At 70.2% G+C, this 15,158-nt stretch carries 13 protein-coding genes and 2 tRNA genes; 6 read left to right on the top strand and 9 right to left on the bottom strand.

The genetic code is table 11. The features are described from left to right. Nucleotides 1–423: 423 nt before the first annotated feature. The 9 genes from ACFFCN_RS11115 to ACFFCN_RS11075 all read right to left on the bottom strand — a co-directional run bounded on the left by ACFFCN_RS11115 (nucleotide 424) and on the right by ACFFCN_RS11075 (nucleotide 4,880). Nucleotides 424–1,902 carry a M1 family aminopeptidase gene (locus tag ACFFCN_RS11115; protein WP_375491569.1) on the bottom strand — a complete coding sequence of 493 codons (1,479 nt, stop codon included), beginning with the start codon at nucleotides 1,900–1,902 and terminating at the stop codon, nucleotides 424–426. After that, nucleotides 1,881–2,381, bottom strand: coding sequence for a DUF2505 domain-containing protein (locus tag ACFFCN_RS11110; RefSeq protein ID WP_375491568.1), 501 nt, complete (start codon nucleotides 2,379–2,381; stop codon nucleotides 1,881–1,883). The genes ACFFCN_RS11115 and ACFFCN_RS11110 overlap by 22 nt, the downstream gene beginning before the upstream one ends. Next, nucleotides 2,378–2,788, bottom strand: a complete 411-nt coding sequence (locus ACFFCN_RS11105; RefSeq protein ID WP_375491566.1) for a MaoC family dehydratase — start codon at nucleotides 2,786–2,788, stop codon at nucleotides 2,378–2,380. The genes ACFFCN_RS11110 and ACFFCN_RS11105 overlap by 4 nt, the downstream gene beginning before the upstream one ends. Beyond that, complete coding sequence (locus ACFFCN_RS11100) at nucleotides 2,788–3,237, bottom strand: MaoC family dehydratase N-terminal domain-containing protein (protein ID WP_375491564.1); 450 nt, start codon at nucleotides 3,235–3,237, stop codon at nucleotides 2,788–2,790. The genes ACFFCN_RS11105 and ACFFCN_RS11100 overlap by 1 nt, the downstream gene beginning before the upstream one ends. 32 nt (nucleotides 3,238–3,269) lie before the next feature. Next, on the bottom strand, nucleotides 3,270–3,647 hold the full coding sequence (locus tag ACFFCN_RS11095; RefSeq protein ID WP_375491562.1) for a DUF4873 domain-containing protein: 378 nt from the start codon (nucleotides 3,645–3,647) through the stop codon (nucleotides 3,270–3,272). Further along, on the bottom strand, nucleotides 3,647–4,384 hold the full coding sequence (locus ACFFCN_RS11090) for a TetR/AcrR family transcriptional regulator (protein ID WP_375491560.1): 738 nt from the start codon (nucleotides 4,382–4,384) through the stop codon (nucleotides 3,647–3,649). Before ACFFCN_RS11090 ends, ACFFCN_RS11095 begins: the two co-directional genes overlap by 1 nt. Before the next feature lie 69 nt (nucleotides 4,385–4,453). Next, complete coding sequence (gene rpmG, locus ACFFCN_RS11085; RefSeq protein WP_375491558.1) at nucleotides 4,454–4,618, bottom strand: 50S ribosomal protein L33; 165 nt, start codon at nucleotides 4,616–4,618, stop codon at nucleotides 4,454–4,456. An 82-nt stretch (nucleotides 4,619–4,700) separates the two neighbouring features. After that, nucleotides 4,701–4,774: transfer RNA gene (locus ACFFCN_RS11080), tRNA-Met, on the bottom strand. 33 nt (nucleotides 4,775–4,807) lie between these two features. Further along, nucleotides 4,808–4,880, bottom strand: a tRNA-Thr gene (locus ACFFCN_RS11075). A 295-nt stretch (nucleotides 4,881–5,175) separates the two neighbouring features. Here ACFFCN_RS11075 and ACFFCN_RS11070 point away from each other — a divergent pair. The 6 genes from ACFFCN_RS11070 (at nucleotide 5,176) to ACFFCN_RS11045 (ending at nucleotide 15,156) form a co-directional block, all read left to right on the top strand. Continuing rightward, a complete protein-coding gene (locus ACFFCN_RS11070) occupies nucleotides 5,176–5,979 on the top strand; it encodes a hypothetical protein (protein WP_375491574.1) in 804 nt (267 codons plus the stop codon). 9 nt (nucleotides 5,980–5,988) lie between these two features. Beyond that, nucleotides 5,989–7,929, top strand: coding sequence for a fumarate reductase/succinate dehydrogenase flavoprotein subunit (locus ACFFCN_RS11065; RefSeq protein WP_375491556.1), 1,941 nt, complete (start codon nucleotides 5,989–5,991; stop codon nucleotides 7,927–7,929). A gap of 41 nt (nucleotides 7,930–7,970) precedes the next feature. Continuing rightward, on the top strand, nucleotides 7,971–8,756 hold the full coding sequence (locus ACFFCN_RS11060) for a succinate dehydrogenase/fumarate reductase iron-sulfur subunit (protein ID WP_375491572.1): 786 nt from the start codon (nucleotides 7,971–7,973) through the stop codon (nucleotides 8,754–8,756). Between the two features lie 154 nt (nucleotides 8,757–8,910). Beyond that, nucleotides 8,911–11,487, top strand: a complete 2,577-nt coding sequence (locus ACFFCN_RS11055) for a glutamate--cysteine ligase (protein WP_375491554.1) — start codon at nucleotides 8,911–8,913, stop codon at nucleotides 11,485–11,487. Next, a complete protein-coding gene (locus ACFFCN_RS11050; RefSeq protein ID WP_375491552.1) occupies nucleotides 11,468–13,252 on the top strand; it encodes an N-acetylglutaminylglutamine amidotransferase in 1,785 nt (594 codons plus the stop codon). The genes ACFFCN_RS11055 and ACFFCN_RS11050 overlap by 20 nt, the downstream gene beginning before the upstream one ends. A gap of 2 nt (nucleotides 13,253–13,254) precedes the next feature. Next, nucleotides 13,255–15,156, top strand: a complete 1,902-nt coding sequence (locus tag ACFFCN_RS11045) for a S9 family peptidase (protein WP_375491550.1) — start codon at nucleotides 13,255–13,257, stop codon at nucleotides 15,154–15,156. The last annotated feature ends 2 nt before the right edge of the window (nucleotides 15,157–15,158 follow it).

Raw genomic sequence — 15,158 nt, 5'->3', positions numbered from 1 at the left:
GGAAACAGCTCGCGCCAGCCCACCACCGGAAGCCGCGTCTCCTGCCCCCGCTTCCCGGTGATCAACAGTGGGTATTGCGCACTGGGGCGACCAGAAGCTGCTGTTGATCACCTGGTCGGCGGGCAACGGCGCGGAATACGAACGCGCTCGCGTCGGGCGACACCGTCAGCGACCGGTGCCCCACCACCCTGCTCCCCCGCGAAACGCCAACAATCCGTCGCCGGAGCAACGGAAAGTTGGGGTTTGCCGGGAGAGCGATACCGCTTCGGTCGCGACACGCGCGACCTGGTCTCGGCCGATAACGAGCCGCGGCCGCGCCGTGCCGTGCCGGGTGATCAACAGGAGGTTCTGCGCATCGGGGCGACCAGAAACTGCTGTTGATCACCGGATAAGAAATGGGGGGTTCGGAGGGGCAGCGGCGGCTCAGCGCAGCGCGCCGGCCTTGCGCAGCACGGCCACCGCGGCGGGCAGCTTGCGCAACGCGAAAGCAAGGTCGGCGGGGTTCGCGATGCGCCAGGCGTTCGCCGCCACATAGCAGCGCAGCGCCGCGTCCCACGCCGGTGCGCCGGCCGCCCGACGCGCCGCCTCGAGGGCGGCCGAACCCTTGTCGTAGGTCGTGAAGTAATAGCTCTGCTCGGCGGTGCCGTAGGACTCGGTGCTCGCGTCCACCGGACCGGGCGAGCGCAGCGCTGCAGGGTTCTCCGGGGTGCCGTCCACCAGCTGTTCGGAGTACTGCGCGAAGGCCTCGTCCAGCCATGGGTGCAGGGCTTGCGAGTCGCCGACCATCGCGTAGAACCACTGGTGCGCCGTCTCGTGCACGGCCACCAGGCGCGACCCGTCGAGCATGAGGATCGAGCTCGGGTATTCGATGCCGCCGCCCTGCGCGGGCAGCCGCGCCACCGACAGCGACGGGAACGGATACGGCCCGTACCGCTGCGCCAGCTTGGTCAGCGCCAGCCGGAACTGCGGCACCAGCGCGTCGCGGATCGCCGGCGTCGGTGCGCCCACCCGCAACCTCACCTGCTTGCCGCCGGCGTCCACGACCGTGTCCGCCACCGCGAACGGCCCGACGGCCACGCTGACGTCGCGCGCGGTGCTGATCGTCGAGTGCCAGGTGCGGGTGGCGCCGTACTGCAGCGGCCGGCCAGGGTCACCGGACATGATCACCGTGTACTGCGGCGGCGCGGTGACGGTGAGGTCGACGTCCATCGCCTCGCTGGTCGCGCTCTCCGCCGGAAAGTCGATCATGTTCTCGGTGTGCCAGCCGAAGCCGCGTTCCCAGGCCAGCAGCGGTTCCGCCGAGCCGAAGTACGCGAAGTGCCCGGCGGTGCCGAACCGGTCGAAGGAGTTGGCGCCGAGCGTGACCGTGAACTCGACGCGGGCCTGCACCGTCGTACCGGCCGCGACCTTCCGGCGGAACGGGATGACCAACAGGCCGCCCTGCGTCGACGGCGCGGCACCAGCCGGCCGGAAGGTGTATCTGCCCGCGCCGTGGTCGGCCCGTGCTGTCGTCACCACGATCCGGTTGCCCTCGGCGACCGTCGGCGCGGTGTTGGCGGTCAGCCGGAAGACCAGTTCGGTGATCGGTTTGTCCGGGGTGAACGCGACGTTCTCGATGCCGTGCACCGTGCGCAGCGACGAGTCCACGGTGAAGATCAGGTCGACGCGCGGGCGGTGCGGGTCGGGGGCCGCGTAGGAGGTCGGGCACCCGGACCGGCCCGCGGGCGCGGACGCGGACCCGGACGAGCGCGCGGACGAGCGCGCGGGCCCGGGCGAGGACGCGGACCGCGGTGTGCCGCCGCGCCCGTCGGTGACCGGCGTACAGGCAGCGGTTGCCGCGAGAGCGACGGCAGCTGCGGCGGCCGCCAGCGAACGCGCGCTCAGTACCCCTGCGCCGCCCACGCCTGGGCCGTCTTCTCCTCGGCGTCGATCACGCTGATGACGATCGGCGCCGCGAGCTGTTCGACCTTGCGGCCGACCACCGGCACCAGCGCGGTGAAGTCGGCGTCCACGCGCACCTCGGAGGCGGTGTCCGAGGTCGGCACCACGCGGATCGTGCCGTGCATGCGCGCCGGCGCGCCGTGGAAGTTGACGTGCAGTTGGGCGGTGCGGGTGCCGTCCGCATCCAGCGGACCCCAGGTGACCGTCTCGGTGGACGTGAGCCCCGTCGGCACGAGCTTGCGTACCAACGACGGGAAGCCGACCGTCGGCAGCTTGCGCTTGGTCTTGACGACCGCGGTGTCGCCGTCGACGTCCACCTGCACGTCCCAGCTCAGCGCGCCGGCATCAGCGCACTTGCGCTCCTGGTACTCCTTCGTACTGGCCATCGCGTAGACGTCCGCACTCGATATCTCGTGCCGCATGACGCGTTCGATCTTCACGCCGCAGCACCGACCCGCACCAGCGCACGCGATTTGGCGAGCACGGTCTGGCCGTCCACCGTCGCCGTGATGTCGACGGCCACCAGGCCGTCGTCGCGCACCTCGCGCACCACGCCGCCGACCTGCAGCGTCGCGCCGTCCGCGTCGGACACGACGACCGGCCGGGTGAACCGCACGCCGTACTCGACCACGGCACCGGGGTCGCCGACCCAGTCCGTCACGACGCGGATCGCCGTGGCCATCGTGAACATGCCGTGCGCGATGACGTCCGGCAGCCCGACGCCCTTGGCGAAGCGCTCGTTCCAGTGGATCGGGTTGAAGTCACCCGATGCCCCCGCGTATCGCACGAGGTCTGCGCGCCGGATCGGGAACTCGCGCGCGGGGATCTCGTCTCCGACGGACACCATCACTTGCCCTCACCTCGCACCACGATGATCGCGTGGCCGGTGACCACGAGCTCGTCGTCCTCGGTCCGCACCTCGCTGCGTGTGGTGATGAGGTCGTTGCCCGCGGCGACACGGACGTCGTCGACGTGCACCGTCACCCGCAGCGAGTCGCCGGCCAGCACCGGACGCTCGTGGACGAAGCGCTGCTCGCCGTGCACGACGCGGCTGTAGTCGATGCCGGCGTCCGGGTCGTCCAGCGCACTGTGGCCTGCGGGGATGGTCAGCACGATCGGGAAGGTCGGCGGCGCCACGATGTCGTCGTGGCCGAGCTGCTGCGCCGCGGCCACCGAGCGGTAGGCGGGATTCGGGTCGCCGATCGCATCGGCGAACTCGCGGATCTTCTCGCGGCTGACCCGGTAGGGATCCGTGGGCGGGTAGGCGCGCCCGACGATGGACGGATTGACTGGCATGCGCGTCAGGCTAAGCCATGCCCCTGGTGGCATTAGGCGGTGTCGTCGGGCACCGTGTCGAGCACCGCGAACGGCGCCGCACCGAAACCCTCGACGCGCGGGCGTCCCCAGGGGTCGATGTCGGACAGCTTGGTCTCGACCTCGGCGTGCGGCGTGCGCAGCCGCACCGTGCGCGCGCCGCCGGCGACCAGCTCGGCAACCTCCGGCGCGGCAGCGACCCGCCCGTACCAGCTGTAGCGCCCACTGATCGGGTCGAAGTGCCCGCGCAGCGTGACCCGCACCTGGGTCTCCCCGTCCGCGTGGATCAACTGCGCCGGGCCGTCGTACCCGTCGTCGTCGGGCTCGGCGTCCACCCCGGGCGCGGGGAAGGGCACGACGACGTTGTCCCCGACGGAGTCCGCTTCGTCCATCACACGCTCCCTTGGAGGTTCAACCCCTGCAGGTCCGGCGCCGCGGTCGGCAGCGGGTCGTCGAGACCGATATGGACGCCATGGTCTCGCGCCGCGCCCTCGAGCAGGTGCCACACGCCGGAGACGACCAACTCGGTGAACTGGTCACGCGGCATCTCGTGGTGCTCGAGCCACCAACCGCCGATCGACTCGACGAAACCGACGACGCCGTAGGCGCCGGGCTCGGCGACCCTGGCGTCGATGCCGAGGACGAGCATGATTGCCTGCAGCAGCACAGCGATGTTGTCGGCGAGCGTCGTCTCGACCGAGTCCAGGCCGCCGTCGCGACGGCTGCGCAGGAATCGGTAGATGTTCGGCCGGCGGTCGAGCCAGTTGACGATCTCGGCGATCGCGGGCGTGATGAGCTGACGCGGTGTGGCGTTGTCGCTGACCGTCAGCGCCGGCACGACGCTGGCCACGACCTCGTCGACGACCCGGTCGGCGATGGCCTTGCGCAGATCCTCGCGATCACGGAAGTAGCGGTAGAGGACGGTCCGACTGACGCCGGCCGCCTCGGCGATCTGCTCCGCGCTGGCGGCCGGCCCGTACTGGTCGACGGCCAGCACGCCCGCCTCGACGAAGGCGGCGCGCCGTTCGGTGCGATGCTGCGTCCAGCGTGAGCGGCGACCGTCGACGTGGTCGAGGTTCGCGCGCTCGGGCTCGGAACGTTCGGAGCGCGGGCGTGAGGTACTGACCATCTCGCTGCTCCTTGTTCGACCGGCGTCGATGACCTGGACTCTAGCCGCCGGACGCCCTGTAGGAGCCGGTCAGCGAGTCTCGCGGTGCTCGGTGTGCTGGTTGCAGTTCGGGCAGTACTTCTTCATCGAGAGCCGGTCGGGGTCGTTGCGCCGGTTCTTGTTCGTGATGTAGTTGCGGTGCTTGCACACCTGGCAGGCCAGGGTGATCTTCGGACGTACGTCGGTGGCTGCCACGGGAGCTGCCTTCTTCCTGTATCTCGGTTGTCTGGTCTGCGCGTCGCGTACGGGTGTACGGACGGGCGCGGCCGGTGCTCGGTAGCGAGGGCGGGACTCGAACCCGCGACACCACGATTATGAGCCGTGTGCTCTAACCACCTGAGCTACCTCGCCAGAGGAGTGCGGCCCGACGAAACGGGCACTCCGAGCCCCCTTACGGAATCGAACCGTAGACCTTCTCCTTACCATGGAGACGCTCTGCCGACTGAGCTAAGGGGGCCGATCGCCGACTGCCCGGCCGCGTCGAGCGATCACCTCGCGCGGGCGGCCACACCAGTCCGGCGCCGACCGAGAAGACTACACGACGCCGCGGTGTGAATCGGGTCTCGTCACAGGTGCTCCCGCCCCCCGCACCGGCCGGACGGGTGCACGCTTGGCACAATTGGATAGTTGCCTGCAGCTCGGCCCTACTGCGAGATCCTTCGCGACGCAGCCGCTGCCGCGCTCGGATTGGAGCTTGCAATGTCGCGAGTCGGACCGGCCGCTGGATCAGCCCGGTGACCCAGACCAGGAGCATGCCGGGCGGCGTGTCCTCGCCGGGCCGCGCGTCCATCCCCCGGGCCACCCTGCGCAAGGACCGGTGGCGCCGCGCACCGATCATCACCTTCATCCTGCTGTCGGCGTGGGTGCTGTACGCATTGCTGCGCACGGTGTGGCAGGCCGCGTACTACGACGACAAGGCCCACTACCTGTCGCCGTTCTACTCGCCGTGCGTCACGGCCAGCTGCAATCCGGGCGCGCGGGACTTCGGCACCTGGTTCGGCCACTTCCCGCCGATCATCCCGTTCGCGATCGTGACGCTGCCGTTCCTGCTCGGCTTCCGGCTGACCTGCTACTACTACCGCCGCAGCTACTACCGCGCGTTCTGGGCGTCTCCGCCCGGCTGCGGCGTGGCCGAGCCGCACGCCTCCTACAGCGGCGAGACCAAGTTCCCGCTGATCGTGCAGAACCTGCACCGCTACTTCTGGCTGGCCGCTGGCCTCATCTCGGTCATCAACACCTGGGACGTCATCCAGGCGTTCCGGCCGAACGACGGCCACAGTTTCGGTTTCGGGCTCGGCACGATCATCATGCTGGCGAACGTCGTACTGCTGTGGGCGTACACGTTGTCCTGCCACTCCTGCCGGCACATCGTCGGTGGCCGGCTGCGCAACTTCTCCGCCCATCCGCTGCGGTACAAGGCGTGGGTGTACGTGTCGAAGCTCAACGCCAAGCACATGCAGCTCGCGTGGACGACGCTCGCGACCTTGGCGCTCACCGACGGCTACATCGCGCTCGTCGCTTCGGGCGCGTTCAGCGATCCCCGAATCCTGCACTGAGGAACACCGATGCCCGAAGTAAAGAAGGACAGCAAGATCCAGAAGCACAGCTACGACGTCCTGGTGATCGGCGCCGGCGGCTCCGGCCTGCGTGCGGCGATCGCCGCCCACGAGGCCGGCCTGCGCGTTGCCGTCATCTGCAAGTCGCTGTTCGGCAAGGCGCACACCGTCATGGCCGAGGGTGGCTGCGCCGCCGCCATGGGCAACGCGAACGGCAACGACAACTGGCAGGTCCACTTCCGCGACACCATGCGCGGCGGGAAGTTCCTCAACAACTGGCGGATGGCCGAGCTGCACGCCAAAGAGGCGCCTGACCGCGTGTGGGAGCTCGAGACCTACGGTGCACTGTTCGACCGCACCAAGGACGGCCGGATCAGCCAGCGCAACTTCGGCGGCCATACCTACCCGCGGCTCGCGCACGTCGGCGACCGCACCGGCCTCGAACTGATCCGCACTATGCAGCAGAAGATCGTCTCGCTGCAGCAGGACGACGCCCGCGAGATGGGCCGCGAGAGCGGTGCCGACGACGGCCGGCTGAAGGTCTTCGCGGAGCTGACGGTCACCGAGCTGATCACCGACGACGACGGCGCCATCGCCGGCGCGTTCGCCTACTACCGCGAGAGCGGTGAATTCCTGCTGTTCAAGGCACCGGCCGTCGTGCTCGCCACCGGCGGCATCGGCAAGTCGTTCAAGGTGACGTCGAACTCGTGGGAGTGCACCGGCGACGGCATGGCGCTGGCGCTGCGTGCCGGCTCCTCGCTGCTGAACATGGAGTTCGTCCAGTTCCACCCCACCGGCATGGTCTGGCCGCCGTCGGTGAAGGGCATCCTCGTCACCGAGGGCGTGCGCGGCGACGGCGGGGTGCTCAAGAACTCCGACGGCAAGCGGTTCATGTTCGACTACGTGCCGGACGTGTTCAAGGGCCAGTACGCGGAGACCACCGAAGAAGCCGACAAGTGGTACGCCGACCAGGACAACAACCGGCGCACCCCGGACCTCCTGCCCCGCGACGAGGTCGCCCGGGCCATCAACTCCGAGGTCAAGGACGGCCGCGGCACTCCGCACGGCGGCGTGTTCCTGGACATCGCCTCCCGGCTGCCGAAGGAGGAGATCCTGCGCCGGCTGCCCTCGATGTACCACCAGTTCAAAGAGCTGGCCGACGTCGACATCACGGCCGAGCCGATGGAGGTCGGCCCGACATGTCACTACGTGATGGGCGGCATCGAGGTCGACGCCGACACCGCAGCCGCTACCGGCGTGCGCGGGTTGTTCGCGTCCGGCGAGGTGGCCGGCGGCATGCACGGGTCGAACCGGCTGGGCGGTAACTCGCTGTCCGACCTGCTGGTGTTCGGCCGGCGTTCCGGCGAGGGCGCGGCGGCCTACGTCAAGTCGCTGCACGGCGAGTACCCGACGGTCACCGATCAGCAGGTCGACGCGCTCGAGCAGACCGCTCTCGCACCGTTCGAGGGCAGGGGCGAGACCGCCTACGAGCTGCACGAAGAGCTGCAGCAGTGCATGAACGACCTCGTCGGCATCATCCGCAGACGCAGCGAGATCGAGGACGCCCTCGAGCGGCTGGAGAAGCTCAAGGAGCGGGCGCAGCACGTGTCGGCCGCGGGCGGGCGGGCCTTCAACCCGGGTTGGCACCTCGCGCTCGACCTGCGCAACATGCTCCAGGTATGCGAATGCATCGCGAAGGCCGCGTTGATGCGCGAGGAGTCGCGCGGCGGCCACACGCGTGACGACTACCCGGCGATGTCGAGCGAGTGGCGCCAGGTCAACCTGATCTGCACCGAGAACCGGGCCGGCGACGGCATCGACGTCGCCAAGCAGCCGATGCAGCCGATGCGCGCGGACCTGCTCGCGCTCTTCGACCCCGAGGAGCTGCACAAGTACTACACCGACGAGGAGATCTCGAATCTCCCGGCGGACGAGGAGGTCGCACAGTGACCGCAGTCGAAGAGAACGCCGACGTCACGCCCGACGAGGCGCTGGCGAACGCGAAGGCGAACGCGTCGGAGAGCAAGGGCTACGACGCGCACTTCCGCGTCTGGCGTGGTGACGCGGAGGGCGGCGAGCTCGTCGACTACACCGTGGCGGTGAACGAGGGCGAGGTCGTCCTCGACATCATCCATCGGTTGCAGGCGACACAGGCCGGCGACCTCGCGGTGCGCTGGAACTGCAAGGCCGGCAAGTGCGGGTCGTGCAGCGCGGAGATCAACGGCCGGCCCCGGCTGATGTGCATGACCCGCATGTCGACGTTCGGGCAGGACGACGTCATCACCGTCACCCCGATGCGGGCGTTCCCGGTGATGAAGGACCTCGTCACCGACGTGTCGTTCAACTACAAGAAGGCGCAGGAGGTGCCGGCGTTCGCGCCGCCGCCCGGCATCGGGCCCGGCGAGTACCGCATGGCGCAGATCGACGTCGAGCGCTCGCAGGAGTTCCGCAAGTGCATCGAGTGCTTCCTGTGTCAGGACGTCTGCCACGTCATCCGTGACCACGAGGACAACAAGGAGTCCTACTCCGGCCCCCGCTTCCTGATGCGCGTCGCCGAGCTCGACATGCACCCGCTGGACGCGCTCGACCGGCAGCACACCGCGCAGGACGACCACGGCCTGGGAATGTGCAACATCACCAAGTGCTGCACCGAGGTCTGCCCCGAGCACATCAAGATCACCGACAACGCGCTGATCCCGCTCAAGGAGCGGGTGGTCGGCCGCAAGTACGACCCCATCGTGTGGCTGGGCAACAAAATCATGAGGCGCCCCACCTGACGCGAAGGGCCCAGGCGGGCATACGGGGGGGACGCCCGCCTGGGCTTGCGACCAGTATGCATCAGGCGGGTGAAATCGCTACCGGCCGACCGGTGGAGCGCAGTCGGCGTGGGTTGATACACGCCCGAAACGTCGGCTGCCCTAGGTTCGGTTGATGGCGCAACCGCGCACCCTCGGCGTCGAGGAAGAGCTGCACGTCGTCGATCTCGCGAGCGGCCGGTTGGTCGCCCGTGCTCCGGAACTCCTGCGTGGACTGCCGTCCGCCGGCTTCTCCGTCGAACTCCAGCGCAGCACCGTCGAGACCAATACCGCGGTCTGCGCGACGCTCGAAGACCTACGGGCCGAGATCGTGCGCCTGCGCGCGCTGGTCGACGACACCGCCGCGGCTGCCGGTCTCGGTGTCGTCGCCACCGGCACCGCTCCGCTCTCGGTCGCCGACGACTTCGAGCTGACGGCGCTCGGCCGGTTCAGCCGGATGCAGCAGGACTACCGCTTCCTCGTCGACGACCAGCTGATCTGCGGGTTGCAGGTGCATGTGGGCGTGGCCGACCGCGACGTCGCGGTCCGCGTCGCGCAGCGCGTGGCGCCGGACCTGCCGACCCTGCTCGCCATGAGCACGAGCTCGCCGTACTGGCACGGCAGCGACACCGGCTATTCGAGTTTCCGCACCATGGTCTGGCAGCGGTGGCCCACGGCCGGTCGGTTCGGTCATGCCGAGACCGCAGCCGATTACGACCGGCTGGTCGACGACCTCATCGCCGCGCAGATCATCTCCGATCGCAAGATGGCGTACTTCGACGCCCGACCGTCCGAGCACGTGCCGACCGTCGAGCTGCGCGTGTGCGATGCGTGCCCGCTGGTCGACGACGGCATCCTCATCGCCGCGCTGTTCCGCGCGCTGGTGTCCGAGGCGGTCGCCGCCGACGAACGCGGCGAGCCGCTGCACGGCCGCGCGGAACCCGCGCACCGTGCCGCGATGTGGCGAGCAGCGCGCAGCGGCCTGGCCGGCCCGCTGATCACGCCGGCAACGCACCCGCAGGCACGCACGGCGGCCGAGGTCGTCCGCGCCCTGGTCGACCGGCTGCGCGATCACCTCGACGACACCGGCGACACGCAGGTCGTCGACGAGCTGACCACGGCGCTGCTGGCGCGCGGCGAGTCGAGCTCGCGGCAGCGGGCGCGATTTGCCGAGCGCGGTCGCGTCGCGGACGTCGTGGCGCTGGCGGTCGCCGAGACCCAGGGCAAGGTCACCTTCCCGCTGGACACGCCGAAGGTGAGCGCGGACTACCCGGAGGCGCCGGACGACGAGGCGCTGGCGGTGTCCGGGATCCCGTACCCGGCCTACCGGCCGGTGTTCGAGCTGCTCGACGAGCTCAGCTCCGAAGAACTCGGGGCGCGCCGCCAAACCCTCGTGGACACCGCGCTCGCCGACGGCATCACCTACGGCGTCGGCGGTGAACAACGCGCCTTTCCGGTCGACCTGGTGCCGCGCATCATCCCAGCGCACGAATGGGCGACGCTCGCCACCGGACTCACGCAGCGGGCGCGCGCCATCGAACTGTTCCTGCGCGACATCTACGGCCCGGCGCGCATCGTCGCGGACGGCCTCGTCGACTGGGCGACCGTGCACGCGAGCCCGGGCTGGAACGAGCAGGCGTCGCTGTTGCCGGCCGGTGTCGTCAACGCGCCGGTGATCGGTTTCGATCTCGTCCGTGACGCGCTCGGCGGCTGGCGGGTGCTGGAGGACAACACCCGCGTGCCGTCCGGCGTCGGCTACGCGATCGGGGTGCGTGACCTCATGCGAGAGGCACTGCCGGAGCTCACCGGCGACGTCGCGATCCGCGATCCCCGCAACACCTTCGACCTCATCGGCCGCACGCTGCGCGGCATCGCCTGGCGGCCGAACCCGACCGTCGCCCTGCTGTCCGACGGCGCCGACAACTCCGCGTGGTACGAGCACCGGATGATCGCGCGGGAGGCCGGGCTGCTGCTCGTCGAGCCCAGCCAGATCGAGGTCGCCAACGGCCGCGTCCTCGCCGCGGACAAGCGCGTCGACGTGCTGTACCTGCGGTTGGGCGTCGAGCTCGCGGACCTGCGGACGGCGCAGGGCGACAAGATCGGGGCGCGCATCCTCGAAGCCGCCCGCGACGGTGACGTCGTGCTCGCCAACGTGCCCGGCTCCGGCGTCGCCGACGACAAGGCGATGTACTGCGTCATCCCAGACATCGTCAACTACTACCTGCACGAGCGGCCGCTGCTCTCGCCCGTCCCCACCTACCGCTGCGGCCTGCCCGATGAACTCGGGCCGGTACTCGAGCGGCTCGACCAGCTCGTGACCAAGCCCGTCGACGGTTACGGCGGCGGCGGGGTGCTGATCGGCCCGGCAGCGACACGCATCGAACTCGACGAGCGGCGTGCGGCGATCGAACAGTCGCCGGCGGGCTGGATCGCGCAGGAAGTCGTGGCGCTCTCCACGCACCCCACGCTCGACGACGGCGGCCTGCAACCGCGGCACGTCGATCTGCGCGCTTTCGTCTATCTCACCGGCACGGGCGCGGACGAGGTGCATCTCGCCGACCTCGCGCTGACCCGCGTGGCGCCGGCAGGCAGCATGGTGGTGAACTCCTCGCGCGGCGGGGGCGCCAAGGACACCTGGATCATCGCCGACGTCGACGACGGCGCCGGCGAGAACGACGACAGGAAGGACGCGCGTGTGCGGTCTGGCGGGTGAGCTGCGTTTCGACGGCGCTCCTGCCGACGTCTCCGCGTTGCACCGGACCTGCGCGAGCCTGGCTGCGCGCGGACCGGACGGCAGCGGCGTGTGGGCCAGCGGTCCGGTGGCACTCGCCCACCGCCGGCTCGCGATCATCGACTTGTCCAGCGCGGGCGCACAGCCGATGACCGACCCGCAGCTGGGCCTCACCGTCGTCTTCAACGGCTGCATCTACAACTACGAGCAGCTACGCGACGAGCTCGCCGGGCTGGGGCACCGCTTCTTCTCCCACTCCGACACCGAAGTGATCGGCAAGGCGTACAAGCAGTGGGGCATCCGCTGCGTCGACCGGTTCAAGGGCATGTTCGCCTTCGCCATCGCCGAACGTGACACGGGCCGGCTCATCCTCGCGCGCGACCGGCTCGGCATCAAACCGCTCTACCTGGACCAGACGCGCGAGCGGTTGCGTTTCGCGTCGTCGCTGCCGGCGCTGCTCGCAGCCGGTGGCGTCGACACCTCGCTCGACCGCACCGCACTCGCCTACTACATGACCTTCCACTCGGTCGTCCCGCCGCCGCGCACCATCGTCAACGGCGTCCGCAAGCTGCCGCCGGCAACGGTGCGCGTCGTCGAGCCGGACGGCACCCACACCGATACCTGTTACTGGGATCCGCCCTTCACTCGTGACCCGGAACGCGCCACGTGGTCCGAGCGCGACTGGCGCGACGCCGTCCTCGACACGCTGCGCACCGCCGTGCAGCGGCGAATGGTCGCCGACGTGCCGGTGGGCGTCCTGCTCTCCGGCGGGATCGATTCCTCGCTCGTCGTGGCACTGCTCGCCGAGGCGGGGCAGACGGGCCTGCAGACCTTCAGCATCGGGTTCGACTCCGCAGGCAACGAGTCCGGCGACGAGTTCGAGTACTCCGACGTCGTCGCGCAACGTTTCGCCACCGACCACCACAAGATCAAGATCGACTCCAGCAGGCTGCTGCCGGGCATCGACGCAGCCGTCGCCGCGATGAGCGAACCGATGGTCAGCCACGACTGCGTTGCCTTCCATCTGCTGTCGCAGGAGGTGTCTCGGTCGGTCAAGGTCGTGCAGTCCGGTCAGGGCGCCGACGAGGTGCTCGGCGGCTACGACTGGTACCCGCCGCTGGCCGGCGTCGCGCGTGCCGACGCGGTCGGCGCGTACGCCGACGTCTTCTTCGACCGCCCGTTCGGTGACCTCGCCGGACTCCTCGAGCCCGAGTGGCTGATCGACGACGACGCACCCAGGGCCTACATCACCGATCAGTTCGCTCGGCCCGGGGCCGAGACCGCGCTGGACGCCGCGCTGCGCAACGACACCGAGATCATGCTGGTCGACGACCCGGTGAAGCGCGTCGACAACATGACGATGGCCGCCGGCCTCGAGGCCCGCGTGCCGTTCCTGGACCACGACTTCGTCGAACTCGCCGCACGCATCCCACCCGAACTGAAGCTCGCCGACGGCGGCAAGGGAGTCCTGAAGCGGGCGAGCCGCGGCGTCGTGCCGGACGAGGTCATCGACCGCACCAAGGGGTACTTCCCGGTGCCGGCGATCCGCCAGCTGGACGGTCCGTATCTCGATCGCGTGCGTGCTGCGCTGACCGACCCGGCCGCTCGTAAACGCGGCCTGTTCCGGCCGGCCGCCGTCGACGCGCTGCTCGCCGACCCGAACACCGCGCGCACGACGCTCGGCTCGAACGTGCTGTGGCAGCTGGCACTGCTGGAGATGTGGCTGCAGTCGACGGGCATCACCTGACGATGACCGACGACTCGATCGCCGGGCCCGCCGAGTCGGTCTGGCACGGCGTGGCTGCGCTGGCCGGCGAGCTGCTCCGGGCGTGGGGCTGCTGGGCGCCGACGCTGACACCCGACGGCAGCCGCGTGGCCTACGTCAGCGATCGCCTCGGCACGCCGCAGCTGTGGGTGCAGGACACCGCAGGTCCGGGCGCGGACGCTGCGCTGATCGAGCTGAGCGTCGACCCTGTTGTCAACGTGTCGTGGTCGCCGGACGCGCAGTGGCTGGCGTGTTCGATCGCCACGGGCGGCGGGGTGCGCACCGAGGTGTGGGTGGTCCGCCCGGACGGCACCGACGCACGACGCGTCGCCGGCGGCGACCAGCACGCCGTGCTCGGGCCGTGGGCGCGCCGTGGCCACGGACTGGTCGTCACCCTCTGCTCGGACGAGCCGCACACCCCCAACCAGTGCCTGCTCATCGACCCGACGAGCTCCGGCGACCCGGAAGACGTCGCGCAAGGATGGCTGGTCAACATCCTCGACCTGACCGCCGACGGTCGCTTCGCGCTGGTGCGCGACGGCACCCGCGGTGCGCAGTTCTGCCGGCTCGTCGATCGCGAGGCCGACGCGGATCATCCGGTGCTGCCGTACCCGCAGACCGGCTCGACCGACATCGGTCTGCTGCGCCCGGCGCCGCAGGGCTACGACGGATTCGCCCGTGTCGCCTACCTGGTGACCGACGCCGGGCGGCCGCGGCACGAGCTGCTGGCGATCGGGTTCGACGAGGCGGGACGCCGGATCGCGGCAGGTGCGCTCGGCGCGCGCCCCGACGCCGAGGTCGAGTTCGCCGACGCAGATGCCGACGGCAACACTCTCGTCGTCAGCTGGAACGTCGACGGGCGCAGCGAGGTGGAGCTGCTCGACACCCGCACGGTCACCCGGACACCGTGTCCGGAGCTGCCCGGCGACGTCGTCGCCGGAGTGGCCATGGCCCGCGACGGCAGCTGCGCGGTGCTCGCGGTGGAGGGTCCTGCGCAGCCGCGCCGGCTGTGGCGGTTGGACGTCGCCGACCGGACCTGGCGGCCGGTGACCCCGCCGAGCATCGCCCCGGACATCGCCGAACGGCTCGTCCACCCGCGCCTCGTCCACTACGACGCGCACGACGGGCTGCCGCTGTCCGGCTGGCTCTACCCCGCCCATGGGAATGTCGCCGCAACGACGCCCGGGCCGGCGATGCTCAGCCTGCACGGCGGCCCGGAAGCGCAGGAACGTCCGATCTTCACCCCGCAACACCAGGTGCTGGCGGCAGCGGGCGTCACGGTCTTCGCGCCCAACATCCGCGGGTCGTCCGGCTACGGCCACACCTTCGTCCATGCCGACGACCGCTGGGGCCGCTTCGACGCGATCCACGACGTCGCGCGCAGCGCGGCGGTGCTCGCCGAGCGGGGCTGGGCCGACGCCGCCCGGATCGCGGTGACCGGCCGCTCCTACGGCGGCTACGCGACACTGATGTCGCTGACTGAGCACGCCTTCGAGTTCGCGGCGGGCGTCGACATCTGCGGCATGTCGGACATGCTGACGTTCTTCCGCGACACCGAGCCGTGGATCGCCGCCGCGGCCGTCACGAAGTACGGCGACCCGGCCCGGGATGCCGCATTGTTGGCCGAGATCTCGCCGTTGCCGCGCGCGCAGGCCATCGTCGTGCCGCTGCTGGTCGTGCACGGCGAGCTGGACACCAACGTCCCGCGCAACGAGGCTGTGCAAATAGTCGCGCGGATGCGGGAGCTGGGGCGCGACGTGCGGTACCTCGAACTCGCCGGTGAGGGGCACGAATACCGACGGGTGGATTCGCGGATGTCGCTGTTGCACGGCCTGACCGTGTTCCTGGCGCACACGCTGCTGGCGGCGCCCGTCACGGCGCGCTGAGC

This window comes from uncultured Jatrophihabitans sp. (assembly GCF_964246335.1).
GTDB lineage: Bacteria > Actinomycetota > Actinomycetes > Mycobacteriales > Jatrophihabitantaceae > Jatrophihabitans.
This window is presented reverse-complemented; position numbering and strand designations above follow the sequence as displayed.

Bases quoted from the DNA above. Each gene is read 5' to 3' on its own strand.
- ACFFCN_RS11105 (WP_375491566.1), bottom strand. From the start codon at position 2,788: ATGGTGTCCGTCGGAGACGAGATCCCCGCGCGCGAGTTCCCGATCCGG.
- ACFFCN_RS11100 (WP_375491564.1), bottom strand. From the start codon at position 3,237: ATGCCAGTCAATCCGTCCATCGTCGGGCGCGCCTACCCGCCCACGGAT.
- ACFFCN_RS11095 (WP_375491562.1), bottom strand. From the start codon at position 3,647: ATGGACGAAGCGGACTCCGTCGGGGACAACGTCGTCGTGCCCTTCCCC.
- ACFFCN_RS11090 (WP_375491560.1), bottom strand. From the start codon at position 4,384: ATGGTCAGTACCTCACGCCCGCGCTCCGAACGTTCCGAGCCCGAGCGC.
- ACFFCN_RS11070 (WP_375491574.1), top strand. From the start codon at position 5,176: ATGCCGGGCGGCGTGTCCTCGCCGGGCCGCGCGTCCATCCCCCGGGCC.
- ACFFCN_RS11065 (WP_375491556.1), top strand. From the start codon at position 5,989: ATGCCCGAAGTAAAGAAGGACAGCAAGATCCAGAAGCACAGCTACGAC.
- ACFFCN_RS11055 (WP_375491554.1), top strand. From the start codon at position 8,911: ATGGCGCAACCGCGCACCCTCGGCGTCGAGGAAGAGCTGCACGTCGTC.
- ACFFCN_RS11045 (WP_375491550.1), top strand. From the start codon at position 13,255: ATGACCGACGACTCGATCGCCGGGCCCGCCGAGTCGGTCTGGCACGGC.